General features: G+C 62.1%; 14 protein-coding genes and 1 pseudogene. 13 read left to right on the forward strand and 2 right to left on the reverse strand.

What is annotated here, in order from left to right:
• Positions 1-135 precede the first annotated feature (135 nt).
• Genes HWX39_RS18160 through HWX39_RS18170 form a run of 3 tightly spaced genes read left to right on the forward strand, consistent with a single transcriptional unit; the run spans position 136 to position 2,663 of the window.
• On the forward strand, positions 136-303 hold the full coding sequence (locus HWX39_RS18160) for a DUF1427 family protein (protein ID WP_175969361.1): 168 nt from the start codon (positions 136-138) through the stop codon (positions 301-303).
• Between the two features lie 19 nt (positions 304-322).
• Positions 323-2,215, forward strand: coding sequence for an amidohydrolase (locus HWX39_RS18165; RefSeq protein WP_175969362.1), 1,893 nt, complete (start codon positions 323-325; stop codon positions 2,213-2,215).
• Position 2,216: 1 nt separating this feature from the next.
• Positions 2,217-2,663, forward strand: a complete 447-nt coding sequence (locus tag HWX39_RS18170; RefSeq protein ID WP_175969363.1) for a DoxX family protein — start codon at positions 2,217-2,219, stop codon at positions 2,661-2,663.
• Between the two features lie 130 nt (positions 2,664-2,793).
• Here the strand turns inward: HWX39_RS18170 and HWX39_RS18175 are convergent.
• A pseudogene (locus tag HWX39_RS18175) lies at positions 2,794-3,201 on the reverse strand (IS3 family transposase); the annotation flags it as partial.
• Positions 3,152-3,928, reverse strand: coding sequence for an H-NS histone family protein (locus HWX39_RS18180; RefSeq protein ID WP_244135048.1), 777 nt, complete (start codon positions 3,926-3,928; stop codon positions 3,152-3,154). The gene HWX39_RS18180 and the pseudogene HWX39_RS18175, both read right to left, overlap by 50 nt.
• Positions 3,929-4,088: 160 nt before the next feature.
• On the opposite strand from HWX39_RS18180, the gene HWX39_RS18190 reads away from it, so the two are divergent.
• The 10 genes from HWX39_RS18190 (at position 4,089) to HWX39_RS18235 (ending at position 20,640) form a co-directional block, all read left to right on the forward strand.
• A complete protein-coding gene (locus tag HWX39_RS18190; RefSeq protein WP_175969364.1) occupies positions 4,089-4,343 on the forward strand; it encodes a hypothetical protein in 255 nt (84 codons plus the stop codon).
• A gap of 213 nt (positions 4,344-4,556) precedes the next feature.
• The gene (locus HWX39_RS18195) at positions 4,557-13,613 is read left to right on the forward strand and encodes a filamentous hemagglutinin N-terminal domain-containing protein (protein ID WP_244135049.1); all 9,057 of its coding nucleotides are present in this window, start codon (positions 4,557-4,559) and stop codon (positions 13,611-13,613) included.
• 3 nt (positions 13,614-13,616) lie between these two features.
• Entirely contained in the window at positions 13,617-14,072 is a 456-nt protein-coding gene (locus HWX39_RS18200; RefSeq protein ID WP_175969365.1) for a hypothetical protein, read from the forward strand.
• Positions 14,073-14,112: 40 nt separating this feature from the next.
• On the forward strand, positions 14,113-16,149 hold the full coding sequence (locus tag HWX39_RS18205) for a filamentous hemagglutinin N-terminal domain-containing protein (protein WP_175969366.1): 2,037 nt from the start codon (positions 14,113-14,115) through the stop codon (positions 16,147-16,149).
• Positions 16,146-16,292 (forward strand): hypothetical protein, encoded by a 147-nt coding sequence (locus tag HWX39_RS18210; protein ID WP_175969367.1) that lies wholly within the window; start codon positions 16,146-16,148, stop codon positions 16,290-16,292. Before HWX39_RS18205 ends, HWX39_RS18210 begins: the two co-directional genes overlap by 4 nt.
• 2 nt (positions 16,293-16,294) lie before the next feature.
• Complete coding sequence (locus HWX39_RS18215) at positions 16,295-18,088, forward strand: ShlB/FhaC/HecB family hemolysin secretion/activation protein (protein WP_244135050.1); 1,794 nt, start codon at positions 16,295-16,297, stop codon at positions 18,086-18,088.
• Between the two features lie 81 nt (positions 18,089-18,169).
• Positions 18,170-19,015, forward strand: coding sequence for a peptidyl-prolyl cis-trans isomerase (locus HWX39_RS18220; RefSeq protein ID WP_175969368.1), 846 nt, complete (start codon positions 18,170-18,172; stop codon positions 19,013-19,015).
• A 27-nt stretch (positions 19,016-19,042) separates the two neighbouring features.
• Positions 19,043-19,453: a hypothetical protein gene (locus HWX39_RS18225; RefSeq protein ID WP_175969369.1), complete on the forward strand. Its 411-nt coding sequence runs from the start codon at positions 19,043-19,045 to the stop codon at positions 19,451-19,453.
• 58 nt (positions 19,454-19,511) lie between these two features.
• A complete protein-coding gene (locus tag HWX39_RS18230) occupies positions 19,512-19,703 on the forward strand; it encodes a hypothetical protein (RefSeq protein ID WP_175969370.1) in 192 nt (63 codons plus the stop codon).
• Positions 19,704-19,803: 100 nt separating this feature from the next.
• The gene (locus HWX39_RS18235) at positions 19,804-20,640 is read left to right on the forward strand and encodes an FkbM family methyltransferase (protein WP_175969371.1); all 837 of its coding nucleotides are present in this window, start codon (positions 19,804-19,806) and stop codon (positions 20,638-20,640) included.
• Positions 20,641-20,806 lie beyond the last annotated feature (166 nt).

The following is a 20,806-nucleotide window of genomic DNA, read 5'->3' on the forward strand; positions in this document are numbered from 1 at the left end:
CGTGTTCCGCGCGAACACGCCGCATCGGCAATCCGAAATCGCGGGCGGCGTCCGTGGTCAATGCACGGATGCCGCCCGCAGCGTGTTTGCCAGGACGTACGACCTGCATGCCAACCTGTCCGAGAAATTGATCGTATGGAACCTTACCTGGTTTCCCTGGGTGCGGGATTGCTGATCGGTGTCATTTACAGCGCAATCAAGGTCCGTTCTCCGGCGCCGCCGCTGATTGCCCTTGTCGGGTTGCTCGGCATGTTGATCGGCGTGCAGGCCATCCCCATCCTCAAACAGCTCTTTGGCTTCTGATCGAAGCGAGGTGACGCATATGACTGCAACCGAGACCCAACCGGATCTGATCCTCCGCAACGGAAGGTTCACGACCCTCGACCGCTCTAACCCCACCGCGACAGCGGTGGCAATAGCAGCAGGCCGCTTCGTCGCGGTTGGCCACGACGCGGACGTCATGCCGCTCGCCGGACGCGCGACGAAGGTCATCGACCTCGACGGCCGTGCCGTACTGCCGGGCCTGATCGACAACCACTGCCACGTGATTCGCGGCGGCCTGAACTACAACATGGAGCTGCGCTGGGATGGTGTGCCGTCGCTCGCGGTCGCGATGGAGATGCTTAAACGGCAGGTCGCTATCACGCCCGCGCCGCAGTGGGTGCGCGTGGTCGGCGGCTTTACCGAACACCAGTTCGTCGAGAAGCGCCTGCCGACGATCGACGAGCTCAATGCCGCAGCGCCCGATACGCCGGTGTTCATCCTGCACCTGTATGACCGCGCGCTGCTGAACGCGGCCGCGCTGCGCGTGGTCGGCTACACGAAAGACACGCCGGAGCCGCCGGGCGGCACGATCCTGCGCGACGCCGCGGGCAACCCGACCGGCCTGCTGCTCGCGAACCCGAACGCGACGATCCTCTATGCGACGCTCGCGAAAGGACCGAAGCTGCCGTTCGAATACCAGTACAACTCGACGCGCCACTTCATGCGCGAGCTGAACCGGCTCGGCGTGACGGGCGTGATCGACGCGGGCGGCGGCTCGCAGAATTATCCCGACGATTACGAAGTGATCCGCAAGCTGCACGACGCGGGCGAGATGACGATCCGGATCGCGTACAACCTGTTCACGCAGAAGCCGAACGCGGAGAAGGAAGACTTCGTGAACTGGACCAAGAGCGTCAAGTATCACGACGGCACCGACTATTTCCGCAACAACGGCGCCGGTGAAATGCTGGTGTTTTCCGCGGCCGATTTCGAGGATTTCCGCGTCGCGCGCCCCGATCTGCCCGCGCAGATGGAGGACGATCTCGAAGGCGTCGTGCGCGTGCTCGCGCAGAACCGCTGGCCGTGGCGCATGCATGCGACCTACGACGAAACGATCGACCGCGCGCTCGACGTATTCGAGAAGGTTAACAAGGACATCCCGCTGGCCGGGCTGAACTGGTTCTTCGATCACGCGGAAACGATCTCCGAAAAATCGATGGACCGTATCGCCGCCCTCGGCGGCGGCATTGCGGTGCAGCACCGGATGGCGTACCAGGGCGAGTATTTCGTCGAGCGCTACGGCGCGCAGGCGGCCGAAGCAACGCCGCCCGTCGCGAAGATGCTCGCCAAGGGGCTCAAGGTGTCGGCCGGCACCGACGCGACGCGGGTCGCTTCGTACAACCCGTGGGTGTCGCTCGCGTGGCTCGTCACGGGCAAGACGGTTGGCGGCTTGCGCATGTACCCGCAGCGTAACCTGCTCGATCGCGAGACCGCGCTGCGCATGTGGACCGAATACGTGACATGGTTCTCGAACGAAGAGGGCAAGAAAGGGCGCATCGCGGTTGGCCAGCTCGCCGACCTGGTGGTCCCGGATCGCGACTTCTTCGCGTGTGCGGAGGACGACATCGCGGACACGACCGCATTGCTGACGGTGGTCGGCGGGAAGATCGTATGGGGCACGGGGCCGTTCGCGTCGCATGATGCGCCGATTCCGCCCGCGATGCCGGACTGGTCGCCGGTGCGCGAGTACGGCGGCTACGGCGGTTGGGGCGCGACGCAGCGCAGCGGCGCGCCGTTGCAGCGCGCGGCAGCGGCCGCCGCCGCGTGCGGCTGTTCAAGTGCATGCAACGTGCACGCGCATGCGCATGCGAGCGCGTGGGGCCGCACGTTGCCGACGTCGGACGCGAAGGGCTTCTGGGGCGCGTTCGGCTGTTCGTGCTGGGCGGTCTGACATGTCGACGACAACCGGCCGGTATAGCCCAGGGTGGATTCGTGTGCTGCTGGCGCAGCCTTGGGTGCCGCCGCTCGCGCGGCTGGCGCTGGTGTCCGCCTTTCTGATCGGCGGCGTCAACAAGGCGATGCACTTCGGCGATGCGATCGCGGAGCAGGCGCACTTCGGCCTGCATCCGCCTGCGTTCTGGGCTGCACTGGCGGTTGTGGTCGAGATCGGCGGTTCGCTGTGCGTGGTGTTTCGCCGGTTCACGTGGATTGGCGCGGGTGGACTCGGCGTGTTGACCGTCGTCGCGATGGTGGTGGCGAACGACTTCTGGAACCACGAGGGCGTGGCGCGTTTCATGGCGCTCAACAGCTTTTTCGAGCACCTGGGGCTGATCGCCGCGCTCGTGCTAGTCACCCTGCTTGACGATGTTCAAGGCTGGAAACGGGACGGTCGCCCCTGATCGTTCGGATCGGAACGCAGGGGCTACCTTTCGGTCGATCGGGACACGGCGATCCCGTAGCGCGCGAGGCTGGCGCGTGGCCGGAATACTCGGGCAGCGGGGGCCGGAAATCCAAGCTGCGGGCCTTATGAATGTCATTGCCACGACGACGACGACGACGGCGAGGACGCCGCCGCGGAATGCCGAGTTGCAAGGCTCGCCACATTCGCCCGGTGCCAGCCATGCCGCCATCCGCCGGTAGCCGAAGCGCGGCACTGCCTGGGCGGCCGCTGTCAATGGCACGCCCAGGCTCCGATCTTCCTCCGGTTGCTTGAGCGAACAGGTTGCCACCCGGCGACTCGGCCCGAGATCGCAACATGTCTTGCGTTGCAAGCGCCCCTGCCGAGTCAGGACTTCCAGCGCTTCGCGTCGGCCCGTCGGAGTGCTCACTTTTTCGACTGAATTCCTTCAGGCCGTCGATTACCAGCATCTGCTCGGCGATCAGGCGCTTAAGCCGATCGTTTTCCGACTCCAGCGTCTTGAGCCGACGCACCTCGCTTGGGGATCAGGATGTGCGGCCGCGCCGGCGAAAAGTCGAGGTCGCTGGTTGCCGCCTGACGAATTTCCTGCGCGGTGATGCCTGTCGAAAGCAGCAGCGCGACGATCGCGCGATTGCCGACCGCACGCTCGTCGAGGCCGTCGAGCGAGGCAACCGAGTCCCGCAGCCTGCGATCGTCAGCTTCCAGCAAGTACACGGGGACGGGTTCGTCCTCTGGCCAGGTCTGGGCCAGGGCATAGGCGGCAGCGGGGTTGGTTTTCCGGACACCGACATCGACCAGATGCCCACCGAGCCGGTCGAGCAGCTTCTGGTAGCGCAGCCGGGTTGTGGTGCCAGGCTTGCATCGTCGATCGAGGCCAGCGAAGAACGGCTCGAGCTGGTCGGCGCCGAAGGTGGCCAGCGTCCGTTGCGCGGCGCCCAAGTGGCGCATGAAGCGCTCGAACATGGCTTCGTGCTGGACGATCGACCGCGGAGAGAATGCGCGCCGGTCGGCTCCGGTGCGTTGCCACTGCTGGTATGCGTCGGTCGGTGCCGACAGCCCTGAAGAACGGGAGGGCGGCGCGATCTCGAAATGTACGCGGTCCTTGCCGTCGATCCAGGCCGGCGCGCGGTCACGGCCGCTCCACGTCGCACCGGTTTCGGGATCGCGATACCGTGCTCGAGAGGATTGGTGTTTGCGTGCTTTGCTGCCACCGAAAATCTCGCGGGCGGAAAGATCAAATTCCACACCGTGCGCTTCACTTCGGCCAGCACGGTCTCGCGAGCTGCGGCCTTGGCATTCTCGATCTCGGTCTCGAGGACGGCGCGTTGTGCAAGCAGCGTTTGGTAAGTCGACGTCATTTCTCCTGTCGGGGTTAGGGAATCGATATCAACCAGCGTACCGGCTCATGTGGAAAGTCAAGTTCCGTTCGTTGGAGCGCAACAACCGGATCAACTCCATCGACGTTCGCGGCGCGGGTGCTTGTCCACTCAATCGCTTTCAATCAAGAAGAAACAGTGTCGATTATTTTCGGTCAGTTTCTGATCGGAATGACCAACAACGCTATCAGTCATACTATTTAACATTTGCTACATCGGCGACGCGCCGCGGTCATGGCTATGCCGCGTCCGATCTCACCGGTAAAGACGTCGATGTCGTTTGATAATCGGACAAGAATCTCGATAACACGATTTTAAAGATTGATATTTGATTGAGCTGCTTATTGATATTGGTAAGCGAATAACATATTAAAAAAATTCCTCGCATGCTATCCGTAAGATAGTGGAAAGCGATTATTTGCATGCCTGACAATTGTTGACCATCTTTCAGTTTTGGCTGTGCGACTATCTGCGGAAAATTCAAAGCGAGACCAGCTATGCGCCGCAGCACGCGCGATATTGAGATTCGGCACGTTCAACGGGAAACGGCCAAACAGGGGATTATCCTCGACCATGCTCCGCTGAAAAGCGAAGGGCGTGCGCTATGGGTCAAGGCGACTGCGTGGGTCATGACGGCGGTGATGTATTTCGCGCCGGCTGTGTTTCTCGCGGATCAAACGGCGCAAGCCGCACCGATTGTCGATCCGCGCGCACCCATCCCGTTCCAGCCGTCTGTCACCCAGACGAGCACGGGCGTGCCCGCCATCAACATACCCGGCGCCAACGCAAACGGAATCAGCGTTGGGCAATACCAGTCATTTGACATCGATTCGAGAGGCCTGGTGCTCAATAACAGCACCGTGGCGGGGACCCCTTTGCTCGGCGGTACGCTCGGCGCCAACCCAAACCTGAACGGCCGGCCTGCGACGACCATCATCAACCAGGTCACGTCCAACAACATCGCGACGCTGAATGGGCCGCTCGAGGTATTCGGCTCGCCGGCGGCCGTTATCGTGGCGGCGCCAGGCGGAATTTCCGTGAACGGCATGGCGTTGACGAACGTACCCGGCCTCACGCTGACGACCGGTACACCACAGTTTCTCGCCGGTGTCGGCGGAGCCGCGACCGATTTCGCGCACGCCAGCGCAGTGGCGTTCGACGTTCGCTCGGGCAACATCTCGATCGACGGTCCGTCCGGCGTGAATGGGCCCGGGGCTGGTATCGAAGGCACTGTCGGGAATATCGATCTCATCGGCCAAAGCATCAACATCACCGCGCCGCTGCGCGCAGATCAGCGCGTCAACGTGGTGACGGGTAACCAGCTCGTCACGCCGACGTCCGGCGCGAGCGGTATCGCTTACGATACAGCCGCAAACGGCGCGGCCAACACGGCCGCGGCGATTGGCAAGAGCGTCGCGGTCGATGCGAGCCATTATGGTTCGGTCACGTCGGGCACCGTCTATATCGTGTCCACGGCGGCCGGTATGGGCGTGAACACCCAAGGCCCGCTGTCAGCAACGGCGGGCAACGTAGTCGTCAATGCAAACGGCGACGTGTCGGTCGGTCAAACGTTTGCCAATCAGAACGTCAGTCTGACGAGCACGGGCAATACGGCCATCAGCGGTACCGGGCTCGCCAACCAGAACTACACGGTCAATGCGAACGGCGATATCAATGCGTCGGGCCCCGTATCGGCCGGGCAGAACGTCACGATGACGGCGGGCGGCAATCTGATTGCCGCATCTGTCGCAGCAAATGGGGTGGCCAGTCTTACGGCCAGCCAGTCAATGACCATCGGCTCGCTTTCCGCGCACGATATTGCGTTGCAGGCGACCAATGGGGACCTGACGGTGGGTGGGCTGAGCGCACCCGGCACGGTGGCGGCCAAAGCCGGACGCGATCTGACCGTCAACGGAGCTGTGCAGGGCGGCAGTACGGTGGCGCTGACAGGTGGTCGAAATGCGACTGTGAACGGATCCGTTTCGGGCGTGAACAACACGACGATTGCAGCACAAGCCGGCTCGGCCCAAATCAATGGTGACGCGATCAGTAATGCCGCGTTGTCGATCGCGGCTGGACAAAGTACCACCGTCGGCGGCAACGTATCGGCCCAAGGGCCACTGACGATCACGTCGAGCGCAGGCGACACGACGATTTCAGGCACGGCCGTCACGCCCGGCGCGCTGACGGTGCAATCCGGCGGCATGACGACGCTCGGCGGCCAGACGCAGGCAGCGACGGCGAACGTATCAGGCGGCAGCGTGGCGGTCAATGGTGCGCTGACCACGTCGGGAGACGCGACGCTTGCGGCTTCCAATGGCAACCTGACGGGCACGGGTGCGATTGGCACGACGCAGGGTAACGTGAACCTGTCCGCGAGCCAGAACATCGACTACCACGGTGCAGTGCAAAGCGGCGGAGCAGTCTCGGCGACGGCGGGGCAGGACGCGACGTTGGCGAACGTGTCGGCACCAGGCGCGATCACGATTCAGGCAGGCCGCGATGCAACCGAAACTGGCAATCTGGTCGGCGGCAGCACAGTGCAAATGACGGCCGGGCGCGATGCAGGTGTCGATGGCTCGGTCGCCTCGGTCGGCAATACGACGATCACGGCTCAGAGCGGTTCGGCGACCGTGAACGGCAACGCACAATCAAACTCGGCGCTGACGATTTCCGCCGCGCAGAATGCGGCGATCGGTGGCACTGCGCAAGCACAGGGGCCCGTGACGATTGCTGCGCAAGGCGGATCGATCACCGGGCAGGGGAACGTAACGTCCTCGCAAGGCGCGGTGAACTTGAACGCCGGGCAAGCCATTGGTCTGAATGGCGCGGTGCAAAGTGGCAGCACGATCGATGCGACGGCTGGCACGAACGCAAGTTTCGACGGGACGGTGAGCGCGCCTGGCGCGGTGACGATTCACGCGGGGCAGAACTCGACCTTGGGCGGCAACATCACGAGCGGCGGTAACCTGAGCGTGACCTCGGGCGGCAGCACGCAGGTGAACGGCAGCGCGGCGTCGGTCGGCAGCATGGTGCTCGCGGCCAATGGTGGCGCCCTAAGCACGACAGGCAACGTGGTGTCGATGGGCGACTTGAGCGCGACGGGGCAGCAGGGCGTGAACCTGGGCGGTACCGCATACGGTGGTGGCAATACGTCGATCGGATCGAGCGCAGGCAGTGTCTCGGTCGCTGGTACGGTTTCGACACCCGGCGCGCTGAACATCAATGCCGGACAGGACGCGACCGTTGCCGGTGCGGTGCAGAGCGGCCGGAGCACAACGGTAGCGGTGGGCCGCGATGCGAATCTGAATGGCGGCCTGTCGGTCAGCAATGCCGGTAACGCAAGTGTGACGGCGGGCCGAGACGTGAACGGCACCGGTTCGATCAGCGTCGCGAACGACACGACATTGAAGGCCGGTAACAACATCAATGTCTCAGGGGCCATTCAGACCGGCAACAACCTGTCGGCGACGGCGAGCAACAACCTGTCGGTCGGGGCGACGACTGCCGTGGGTAGCAGTACGTTGAGCGCCACGAACGGTAGCGCGACACTGACCGGTGATGCGCTTTCTGGCGGGGCGACGACGATCGCGGCCGGTACGGACGTCAATTCGCAAGGCGGCGTCAAGAGTCTTGGCGATCTGAGCTTCAGCGCAAAGTCCGGCAACCTGACCGCGAACGGTCCGGTATCCACGGCGGGTAACGCGACCTTGAACGCAGGGCAGAACCTGACGCTGAACGGTCAGACCACGGCGTCGAAGGACGCGACGCTGGTCGGAAACAACATCACGACGCAGGGCATGGCGGTGGGCGGCAACCTGACGGCCACGGCAACGAACAACCTCGATACCTCTGCCGGCCGGCTCAACGCACAGTTCGACGCGAGCGCGCCGGCGCTGTCGGTGAATGGCAACGCCACGCTGAAAGGGACAAATGTCACGACCGCGAACGCAGTGGTCGGTGGCACGACGCAAATCACGGCATCGCAGAACCTGACCACGGGCGGCACCGCAGCGTTCAAGGGCGACGCGAGCTTGAGCGGCAACTTGATTTCGAACGTCGGCACGCAGATGGCGGGCGGTAATCTGAACGTCTCAGGTTTGAACGTCACGAACACGGGAAGCCTGTCGTCGCTGCAAACCGCCACCGTCAACGCAACGAATCTGGACAACAGCGGTTCGATCTATGGCCCGGCCGCGAATTTCAACGTCAGCGACACGACGACCAACTCGGGTTCGTTGCTCGCGACGAACGCACTGAATCTGACAACCGGCAGTTTGAGCAACTCCGGGCTGATCTTCGCCGGGGATGTTCAAAACTCAGCGGCCGCCACCGGCAACACCACAGTCACGGTCACTGGCGGTAACGGCTCTTTCAACAATGCAAACGGCAAAATTCTCGCGCAGAACATCGCGGCGCTGAATCTGCCGAACCAGACGCTTGATCCGTCCGCCGGAGCCCTGGGCACGATCGACGGTACCAACGGCGTCAATCTTTCTGCGTTGTCGGTGAACAACTCGGGTACTTGGACGCTCCCGGCAAGAGCCGTGACGGTCACAGCCGCACAAGGCATCACGAACGCAGGAACGATCAATCAAGGTACGGGTTCGCTGACGCTGAACAGCGCCGTCGGCAACACCGGCACGATCAACGGCAACGACCTGACGATCAACGGCTCACTCGCAAACCAGTCGAGCGGTACGGTTTCGGCCAATGCCTTGACGCTGAACGGGTCGGGGACGAACGCTGGCACGGTGGAGGCTGCCAATAAGCTGGCCATCTCGGGTACGAGTTATGACAATTCGGGTGGTATCACGAAAGCTGGAAACAGCAACAGCCCGGCAGGTAGCGGCAACGCGACGATCAACCTGAGCGGTGATCTCGGCAATGCTGGCGGCACGCTGACGGCAACGAACGATCTGTCTATCACGGCCAACAACGTCAACAATTCCGCCGCCGCGACGGTCACGACAACTACGACCACGAAGACGGTCGACAACGCGGGGCTGTTGATGGCCACGCCGGTTGGCACTGAACTGGTCCATGCAATCTATAACGTGGGCAAGGACGGCGGCACGCTGACGCTTGGGCAAGCGACGTTGCCGGCAACGCTTGGTGGGCTTTTGTCGGTCGGTGGCGAGCAGCCGACCAATTCAACCGTCTGGTCGATCCACAGTGCCCGGCTGATCTATCAGGGATGGGGCAATCCGTCATCGCCGGTTGCAACCTCGGGTTCTGTCCAGTTCGCATTGGTCCCCACCAGCAATGTCCCTCACGGTGCCATCTGGGTAGTCGTACCGCCCTCGACGCCGGTTTCAGGCGCAACGACGGTTCAAACCCTGACCTTGCCCACGGTTACCGAGACCACCACCACGACCGGTGCAACCGTTACCTCCTCGGTTATTGCGGCCGGCCACGACCTCAACCTGACCGCCAACACGCTCAATAACCAGAGCGGCATCGTAAGCGCAGGTCACGATGCCAACGTGAACGTGCAGCAGCTCCAGAATGGCGGCTCGAGTTTCACGTCGTCGGTGACGGATACGGTCGACGCCGCGTCGCTGAATGCGTTTCTGACGTCGCTGCAGGCGTTGCAGAAGTCCGGCCCGATTGGGGTGGCCGGGACGGCTAATCCGGGCGGCACTTACCAGTGCGAGGGCGGGTACTGCCTGGTGGGCACACCGACTCCGCCTGCCACCTACACAATCAGCGCGCCGGGTACGGTGCAGCTGGAGACAGTTACCCGAACCGCCACGACGCAAGGTGCCGTCGGGCAGATTCTGGCCGGCAACAACCTGAATCTGTCGGGCGGCAATCTGACCAATACCGGCACGCTTTCCGCTGGCAACAACGTCACGATTCAGGCGGCAAGCTTTACGAATCAGGGTTCGAATGTTGGGTCGAAGGCCGTGACGGCCGGCTGTGCGTCGGGGGTATCCAATGCCGGCTGCTCGAACTTGAAAACGACCAATCCGAACTCGGAGGCATACAGCTACCAGCAGACCAACAGCAACGTCACGGCGGGTCATGACATCGTCATCGCTGCCAACCAGGTCAACAATACCTACGGCAATCTGGTTGCGAAGAACGATGTTGTGATCGGTGGCGCCGGCACGACCGCGACGACCCCAACGCAAGCTGCCAGCGTCACGAACACATCGGCAGCGATCGAGGCGGGCAACAACGTGCAAATCAACGCGGCGAGCGTGACGAACACGATTGCCGCCGCGGCGACGGTTCACCAGAACTATGGATCGGCGTCGCCCTTTACGGGTTGCGGTCAGAACTGTGAAGCGTATATCGAGGTGCAGTCGGCCCAGCCGTCGACGATTACGGCGAACAACAACCTGTCGATCACGGCGGGTGTGTTCAGCAACACCGGGAGCCTCGTCACGGCACTGAACACCGCGGCGATCAATGCGACCCAAAGCGCGTCGAGTGACAACCAGTACCTGCACGCATACTGGACCGGTAATCCGGTCGGCACGCGGACGTGGGGTTGCCTGGGCATGGCGTCGACCTGCGAAAACCTGTATGGCGGGGCGTTCAACCTTGGAGATGCTCAAGCGGTATCGGGTCTGCCGTCGAATGTCGGAATGTCCGATTTCGTGCCGGGCACGATTCAGGCCGGCAATCTGAGCGTCCATTCGCCGACGCTGAACAACACCGGTAAAGTGGTCGGTCAATCGATCACGCTGACCGGCTCGCAGCTTGTCAACGGGATCACGAACCCGAACGTATTCACTCCGCCTCCGGTCCTCTCCGGGCAGGTCATTTCTCTGGCACCGCCGACGCTGCCGGGCTCCGTCGCCGATGCGGTGAACAACGCCGGACTGGTCACGGATCAAAACGGTCGTCCGACGTCGGTCACGGGCATGACGGGCCTGCCGGCCAATACCCCTATCGGTGCACAGACGGTCGGCCAGCCGGTCGCACCGGTGGTCACGGTCACGACTCGTCCGGTGGGTGCGTCGCCCGGGTCGGCGTCGGCGCCCATCGCTGGTACGCCGCTTAGCGTCACGGTGAAGACGATTGCGGGAGAAACGACCACGGTCAGCTACCTGATCAACAATCCGGCCGCACAGGTGATCGATTCGCTCTCGTCGGCCTCGCTGATCGCGAATTTGCCCGCGAGCCTGCAGCCGGGCAGCGTGCCGTTCTACTACGACCCGTACACCGAGAACCAGCTGATCGAGCAGGCCGCGTTGCAATCGATCGGCAAGAGCAGCTTCTACAGCACGACGAGCGCGACCGACAGTACGGGCCAGGTATCGATCAACAATCAGGACAAGGCGGCACTGTACGGCGCCGCGCTTGAGTATGCGAAGCAGAACAATGTCGCGCTCGGCACGAAACTGAGCGATGCGCAGCTCGCGCAGATCAACGCGCCGATGCTCTGGTATGTCGAGCAGTCCGTGCCGGAGCCGGGATGCAGCACGACCGGTGGTGCAGCGTGCCCGACGGTGCAGGCGTTGATGCCCGAGGTGCTGCTGCCGAAGAACTTTGCGGTGGTGAACGCTGATGGCGAAATCACGGGCACCAACGTCACGCTTAACTACGCCAACAGCATCCTGAACACCGGCACCGTCACGGCGCAGAACCTGACGGTCAACACGAATTCGCTGACCAACGAACAACGCTCGACGGATGTCGGGACGATTTATCAGAAAGGTCCGGAGGGCGTGACGCTCGAGACCACGGGCACCGTGGCGCAGCAAGGCGGCTTCATGTCCGCCGCCAACTACGATCTGCAAGTACAGGGCTTGAACCAGATCGGCGGAGCACTCCAGAAAGTCGGGGCTGATGGCAGTGTCGACACGGCCGGTACGCAGGCGATGCTGGCGAATCTGAAGGGGCAGCTCGGCGGCAACTTCACACAACAGACCGTCACCGACCATCTCGATACCAAGGCTCTCGACGCAGACTCGTGGTTCGACCAGCTCTTCATGACGGGCGTGTTTGTCGGGCTGTCGATCATGTCGGGGATGGCGGCCTCAGGAGCGATCGGTGCGGCAGCAGGGGCGTCGGCTGGCTCCGGTTCGGCTTTCGCGGCGGCGGGCACGGGCGCAGGTGCGTTGGGTGCAGGCACCGCGAACGCAGCGCTGGCGGCAGGCTTTGCCGGCATGATGAACAGCACGATGAGCCAGTTGAACAGCGGGGGCGCGTTCAACGTGGGCACCATGCTCACGACGGCCGGCGCCGCAGCACTGACCGCAGGCTTGACGAACGGCATCACATTTAGCAACGGCGCGGCAGGATGGTCGTGGACTGCATCGAAAGACAGCCTTGCTGCGTTGGCTGGTGTGCAAACCGTCGGGAATACGCTCGTCCCGCAAGCTGGCGCGGCAACGGGTTCGTTGCCGACGACGATTACCGCAATCGCAGCCGAATCGGTGCTCCAAGCGACGATTCAAACGACCTTGCAGGGCGGAAGCTTCCTGACGAATCTGCGCAACAGCGCGGCGACGAATGCGGCGGCATCGATTGCCTACACGATCGGCAACCTGAATCAGGACGGCACGCTGACCGGCGCGGCGTACGTGGCAGCCCACGCTGCACTTGGCTGTGCGGCAGGTGCGGCGACGGGCCAGGGATGTGGTGGCGGGGCGATTGGTGGGGCCGTGTCGGCCGCGTTGACACCCGATGTGTTAAGGGTGATTGACCCGAGCGGTGCGGCGCTTGATCAAGGCCAGATGGCTATGCTGGCGGCGATTTCAACATGGGCCGGTGGCGGCATCGCGGGCCTTGCAGGTCAAAACCCGACGGCTGGCGCTACGGCAGCTCAAAACGAGGCGCTGAACAACGATGGAGGAAGTCCCGATCATACCGCTGCAGCCGTGAAGAACGGCGGGGCGCTGAGTGCGGCCGCAGACATGATCCTGACGGCAATGATGCCGTGGAGAAGTCAGACGGGGCAAACCTACATGCAGCCCGTGACGTCGACGGTCAAAGGTATCGGTTCGCTGGCTCAGGCCAACTACGGGAACAAATCCCAACCCCCCGCTGATGCGAGTAATCAGCTTTCGGGGAACGATAACAATACGAGCGGGACCGCTGGCGCTGTAGTGACCCCGCCGACGATGATTTGCGCACCTGGTGGCGGTTGCGTAATGATGGTGCCGATCGTATCGTCGGGGTCTATTGTAGCCTCGGGTCATGCACCGCTACTAAGCGATTCCAATAGCACGAATGGCACGGGCACATCCGGAAATAGCGGAATTTCGCCAGACTCGGGTAAGACAGCGGTTTATGTCTCAGTTGCGCCGGACGGTACAGTTCAATACGTTGGAATGACGGATCACATTGATGCCAGAGCTGCAGCGCATATGTCTCAAAAGGGAATTTCTATTGATGCAATACCGGGGCTGGAAAATATATCTCGCGCAGATGCGCGTGCGGTAGAGCAAGTTTTGATTGAATACAATGGCCTTGGTAAGAATGGAGGCGCACTGCTGAACAAGATAAATAGCATTTCAACTTCCAACCCGATATATGCAAGCTCGCTATCTCGTGGAATGGGAATATTGAAATATATCGGATATAAAGGATTTTGAATTATGATTAAATCTGGTGATGTATTTCGCATAGAAACTTCAAAAGGGGGAGGGTATTTCCAATATGTGAAGAAAGTATCCCCGATGGGGACGTTGATTCGTGTTCTCCCGGGAATCTATAGGAATCCGCCAGATAATCTTGCGGAAATGGTGGAGATAGAAACAAATTTCTGGATATTTTTTCCGGTTGGTGTTGCGGAAAAAAGAGGGATAGTAAAGAAAATTGGAAATTTTGAAGTTCCTGAGCATGCGCGAGCCACGCCATTGTTTCGGACTGGAATTCCGGATCAGGAAACTCGGAAAGTTGAGAACTGGTGGTTGTGGGATGGGGAGAAATCATGGCCTGTAGGCGCAATATCTGAAGAGCAACGGCGATTGCCAATACGTGGGGCATGGAATGATACGCTGCTCATTGAAAGAATTGAGCAAGGGTGGCTTCCCGAAAAAGACCCGTTTTGAGTTTGTCGAGGTTATTGGAGAGCTTTGAGGGGGAAATGCAATGCATGTAAATCGGCTGTCGATAGCCTCGCTACTTGTGGCAGTGAGTTTTTCTGTTCAAGTATCTGCGGCCGGCATCACCCCCGACGGCGGCACTGCGACGTCCGTATCGACTGGCGCTGGCGGACGCCAGACAGTCAACATCGCCCCCGCAATCGGCGGCGTCTCAAATAACACCTACTCGTCCTTCAACGTCTCGAAGGCCGGTGCCGACCTCAACAACGTCAGCATCAACGCGCGCACGATCGTCAACCAGGTCACGAGCACAAATCCGTCGCTGATCCAGGGCAATATCAATGTCCTCGGTCCGCGCGCGAACGTGATCCTCGCGAATCCTAACGGCGTCACGGTCGACGGCGGGAGCTTCACCAACACGGGGCACGTCGTGCTCTCGACGGGGCAGGTGAGTTTCAACGATGTCACACTCGCGCCCGGCGTCGCTCAACGCAACGTCGTGCTGACGACCAACCGCGGTGGAATCGCGATCGGCCCCGGCGGTCTGTCCGGCACGCTGGTCAATCTCGACCTGATCGCGAAGCAACTGAGCATCAACGGCCCGGTGACCAACGATTTCACCAGTTCGACGAGCGGCATCCGCGCGATCGTCGGCGACAGCACGGCCACCTACGACACCAGCTTTTCTCCATCCGACAACGGCCATGACTGGCTGATCGGCACGGCGTCTCCTGGCACAAAAAGCAATGCCGTCGCAGTCGACATCACGGCCGCCGGCGGCCTCACGGCAGGCCGCGTCCAACTGATCGTCACCGACCAGGGCGCGGGCGTCCGCAGCCTCGGCAAGCTCTACGCGAACGCCGGCGACGTCGTGGTCACGACGAGTGGTGATATCGCGGTCGCAGACGGATCCGTGAAGTCGGAGCGCGACATCGCGCTCACCACGCCTGGTACCGTGTCGTTGCAGGGTGCGCAGGTAACCGCCGCAAACAATGTGAACGTTCAAGCCGGCAATATCGCGCTGTCCGACGACGCCACCGGCCCCACGACCCTGAGCGCAGGCAGCATGGTCAACCTGACGAGCAGCGGCGCGATCAGCAACACTGGCAGCCTGATTCAGGCAGGCGCGACGGCGAGCGACGGCACCACGACCGGCGGCGACGTGATCCTGACCGCAGCCGGCGACATCACGAACCGCTCGAGCGCGAACAACCTCGGGATCGTCTTTGCCGCCAACGGCCAGACGAAGCTGACGGCCGGTGGCAACATCGTCAACGACAACGCCCGCGTCCTGTCGAATGATGCAGTGAGCCTCACTGCGGCCGGTGACGTGCAGAACATCATCGACCATACGGGCGGCACGAACGGCGGCCAGCCGACCGCGTATTCCGATCGCGGCGGCAGCTTCCTGTTCTTCACGCACACGACGAGCGGCTTCAACGTCGACTACGGCACCGTCAGCAATCCCGACCAGCTCGCGTATATCGCCGCGGTTCACGGTCCGGTGACGATCAGCGCACGCAATTTCAGCAATTCGGGCGGCATCGTTCAATCGAACGATGGCGACGTCAACATCACCGCGCAGAACGCCTTCACCAATGCCGCCGTCTTCACCGGCCAGGCGAGCTATACGCGCAGCTGCTGGATCTTCTGCCACGCCGATGCGTCGAGCAACGTCACGCCATACGGCGGCACGATCCAGGCGGGCGGCAACATCGGCATCAAGGCGGGTACGGTCGCCCGCAACGTCGGCGGCAACGTGTTCGCGACGGGCGACATCAAGGTCGACGCCCCCGTCACGTACGCGCAAGGCGTCACGGGCTATTCGGCGATCAACCAGCACCGCGGCTTCAAGGCATTCTTCGGCAGCACGTGGGCACAGATCATCGCGATGGATATCGGTGGCGGCTTCACCGCGAACGGCAGCGTGACGTTGACCGGCGACGGCGTGATCGACGGCGGTTCATTCAGCGGCGGAAAAGGCGTGACGGCGGCCGGCGGGATCACGACCGTGCGTGCGCCGTCGCGCACGCCGGTGCAGATCGATCAACACCTGGGCCTGACGACGTGGTGGTGGCGATGATGAACCGAACCGTGCTCGGCGTGCTGCTGTTGATGGCCGCCGCGATGCTGGCCACCCTCGTGATCGTGCTGGTTACGGCCCCATCCCCGGTCGTCAAGACTGTCGCACACGCTGGTGCGGCGCATCTGGCCCATCAGGAGTGACGATGCGGATTTCGTTCAAACAGTGGCTGGGCGCGATCCCGGCCATCGCGGCGATGCACGCCCCCGTGTTTGCGCAGACATCGCCTGCGCCGGCGCCTCGTCCGGTTCAGGATCCCGCACAGCTGATCATCGAGCAGCAGCGCGAACAGGCGCGGCAGCGCCAGCTTGAGCAGCCGCCCGCGTCGATCACGATTGCGCCGACGTCCGAGACGACGCTCGACATTCCGCCCGGCACGCCGGTCGATTCCATCGTCGAAACCGGCCCGACCTTTCCGGTGCAACGGATCGTGCTGCAAAGCGCCGACGGCAAACCGTTCGAGCCGCCCGGCGGCATCACGGCCCAGCAGCTCGACGCGGTCGTGGCGCCGTTCGTCGGCCACGATCTCGGTTCGCACCGTATCAACGTGATGCTGAAGCGGATCACGGACGTGTTCGTCGAACATGGCCTCGTGACGACGCGCGCACTGCTCGGCCCGCAGAATCTCGCGAGCGGCACGCTCAAGATCACAATTCAGGTCGGCGTGATCGAAGCATTCACGATCAACGGCAAACCGGTTCACCGGCTCAAGCCGAGCGAGTCGTCGTCTGGCGGCGGCTGGTTCACGGACGCCGGCTACGAAAACGCATTCCCGACGGCGTCCGGCGATCCGCTGCGCCTGTCAGACATCGATCAGGGCGTGGCGCAGATCAACCGCCTGCGCCGCAATCAGGCAACGGTCCAGATCCTGCCGGGTCAGAATCCGGGCGAATCGATTGTCGATATCGGCAACAAGCCGGGCGATCGCCTGTACTACACGTTGGGTGTCGACAACTACGGCAGTTCGGCCACGGGCGTGACACGCTACCGTGCGGGCGTCGAGGCCGACAACCTGCTCGGCCTGCAGGAATCGCTGAGCGTGAATTTTCTCGACAGCCTCGACAGCAACGCGATCGTCGGCTCGTTCGCCGTGCCGTTCGGCCGCCATACGTTCAGCTACACGATCTCCGATTCCGAGTATCAGCAGGTGATCGGCACGACCGCGCTCGAATATGGCCGCACGCTGTCGCACATCTTCGGCTGGAACTATCTGGTCAGCCGCAGCGTGAGCGACATCACCAGCGTCGACGCCACGGTGTCCTGGCGCCGCACCGACCGCGAGGTCAACGGCATCGATCTCGATCCGCAGCGCGTCGCGGTGTTGCGGCTGGCAGGCAACTGGCTGCACAAGTTCGTAATGAACGATGCGCAGGGCAACTTCACGATCAACGCCGGCCTGTCGCAGGGGCTGCCGTGGTTCGGGGCGAACCACGATTCGCACGGGATCTCGCGCGATGAAGCGCACAGCCAGTTCACCAAGGTGGATGCGACGGCCGCGTTCACACTGCCGCTGCCGAAGATCGGTCGCGCATTGCTCGCCTACCGTGGCGTGTTGAGCGGGCAATACACGAACATGGCGCTGTTCGGTTCGGAGCAACTGTACCTCGGCGGGATGGATACCGTCCGCGGCTTCCGCTCGGGCGAAATCGCCGGCGATCGCGGTTTCTATTCGCGCAACGAGCTCGCGTGGGTGAATGCGCCAGCCTGGAAAGACGGTCGAATCGAACCGTACGTGTTCATCGATGCGGGCAAGGCGAGCCTGGTCGCGGTGCCCGGTTTCCCGACGCTGGCTGGGGCGGGGGCGGGGTTGCGCGCGCAATGGCAGTGGCGCAAACAGTTTCTGTCCGGCGAGGTCCTGATCGGGCGCGCGCTCACGCAACCGGCTGCACTCGGTCCGAAGGCAACGCTGGTGCTGGCCACGATGAACTGGAATTACTGATCGGTCGCACCCGTCATTCCAGGGAATGGGTGCATTTGTGCGAAGCGTCTGCTTCGTGGCTTCTTGTTCGACGAATAAACGATGATGAAAGCGACACTGAATTATGCGTTGATGGTCACCGCGCTCACCGGCGCACTCGCCGCTTCCGCCCACGCCCAAACGCCGACCGCGTCCGCGGCAACGAACACCGTAGCGACGGTGAACGGCACGGCAATCACGCAGGTGGAAGTCGATGCCGTGCTGCGGGCGTCGCGGCAACCGGATACGCCGCAGGTGCGTCAGGCGATCAAGAATCAACTGATCACGCGCGTGCTGATCCAGCAGGCGGCGGATAAAGCGAACTACGGCAGCAAGCCCGAAGTGCAGGCGGCCATGCAGGTGGCGAAGGCGAATGCCGAGACGCAGCTGTATCTGAAGGACAACGTGAAGCCGGAGCCGGTCACGGATGCCCAGGTGAAGTCGCGCTACGACGAAATTGTCGCATCGCTCGGGAAGGACGAATACAAGCCGCGCCTGATCGTCGTCAAGGATGCAGCGACGGCGGCGACCGTCGTGAGCGAACTGAAGGCAGGCAAGTCGTTTGAAGGTCTGGCTCGCCAGTACAGTATCGCGCCGAGCCGCGATAGCGGCGGGGAGTTGCCTTGGGTGAGCTTCAAGGCGCCGGCGACGGAGGGCAAGACTTCCGGATTGCCGGTCGCGATCGCCCAGGCGCTCGAGAAACTGCCGGTCGGCGCTGTGACGCCCGACTCAATCGCGATCGGTAACACGTGGGCGATCGTCAAGCTCGATGCAAAGCGGCCGACGCAGGTGCCGGCGTTCAACGCCGTCAAGACGACGATTCAGCAGCAGTTGCAGGCGCTGGCGCTTGAGAAGGCCAGCGCGGACTTCGTCGGCGGCTTGCTGAAGAATGCGACCATTCAGCAATAGAGCACGCGCATGATCAGGGAGACGAGCATGGAAGCCCGGATTCCGGACGCGCAGCGTATTGCACCGGAACTGATGTCTCCCATCGAGCAGGCGTTCCTCGCCAAGGTGGGGCGCAGCGGCGTGTCGGATACGGCCGTCAAATTCGCGCTGATGGTCGTGACGATGCTCAGCTTCGTGTCTTGGCAGACGCTGTTTCTGGGAGACATCGCAAAGCGTGTCGGCCTATCGCGACAAGAGGTGGCTGTCGCTGCAAGCGAGCTGATGACCATCGGTGCGTTCGAACGGCGCCTTTCAAGGTTTGCCGCGCGCAAGTTACAGTCGTTTCGACTCTGCAAGCAGTCCCGAGCTGCAAATCGCGCGCAGCAGTCGACACTGAGGCGTCGCGAGAGCGAATCAGGTTCGTCGTGGCCACACGTCGGAGCTGAGTTCCATGGCTGAGATCCGCCAAACAACGCCTTGGTAGGGCGGGCAATTGCCGGGGCAGGCGCGCTCGTTTTTGCTCGACACCAGGCAGCGTTCGTGGCTGAGCCGCTTGCGCGCGGCGTGGAACGACGACCTCGTCATTCAGATCTACGGCGGCTGGATACGGCTGCGCTGCGACAAGGGCGACTGGCGTTTTACCAGTAAGGCGGAACTCCGCACGGCGGTGACGCGTCGTCGGCGCCAGAATCAATCAGCAACGCCTTGAGTCATCGATATATTATATAAGGGGCGGACCGGAAAGCCCTGTCGTAGCTAGGCCGGTCTACACCGATAAAGTGCACGAAAATCAAGATTGCGGGGATCCGATGCCAGTTTATGCGAGCCAGAAGTGCCGTTACGGCACGATGCTGTTCAATTCGAATGACCAGTTTGTCGGCCGTAGCCTGTCGCTATATGGCGAATGGTCTGAGCCGGAATCCTTTCTGTTTTCCCAGACGGTTCGCCAGGGCGATATCGTTGTCGAGGCTGGTGCAAACATCGGCTCACATACGGTAATGCTTTCGCATGCAGTCGGTGAAGCCGGCGCGGTGTTTGCGTTCGAGCCGCAACGCCTCACGCATCAGTTGCTCTGCGCAAATCTTGCGCAGAACGAGCGCCTTAATGTACGAGCGCTACAGTGCGCGGTAGGCGATACGGAAGGGGTGGTGAACTTCCCGACCGTCGACCCGCGAGTGCCGAACAATTTCGGCGGCCTGTCACTTTTCATGAGCGACACCATAACCGAACAGGTAGCGCTGCGCACGATTGATTCACTGCGATTACAGCGTCTCGATTTTCTGAAGGCGGACGTTGAAGGGTTCGAAGCACAGACCATTCGAGGTGCACAGGAGTCCATACGCGCACATCGGCCAATCGTTTACCTTGAATACCTGAACCACTACACGGGCGACAGCTCGAAGTCGTTCCTCGAGTTCTTCTCGGCCCTCGACTATCGAGTCTGGTATTTCATCACGCCGCTTTTCAATCGGCAAAACTTTCTCGGCAACCTCGAAAACGTATTCGACGGTACGTGGTCGTTTGATCTCGTCTGTGTCCCGCGCGAGCGTGGTGAAATGCAAGGGCTGGTTGAGGTGACGCCTGACAACGAGGGCGTGTGCCGTGATCCGGATGCATGGCGAAGCGTACGTTTTGTTGCAGCGTAGATTTTCAGAAGCCGCACCGAGTCAGACGAGCCGAGGCTGTCTGCGTGGTCTGGTCTCGCTGACCCTAGCCCACAAATCTGTCCCACTTGGAAGTGGAAAATTCCGGCATGACGATGTCATCGAGACTTGGAGGTCATGCCGTGAAGAAGAGCAAGTTCAACGAAGA

Origin of the sequence: Burkholderia sp. BCC0322 (assembly GCF_902833045.1) — a bacterium.
Taxonomy (GTDB): Bacteria; Pseudomonadota; Gammaproteobacteria; order Burkholderiales; family Burkholderiaceae; genus Burkholderia.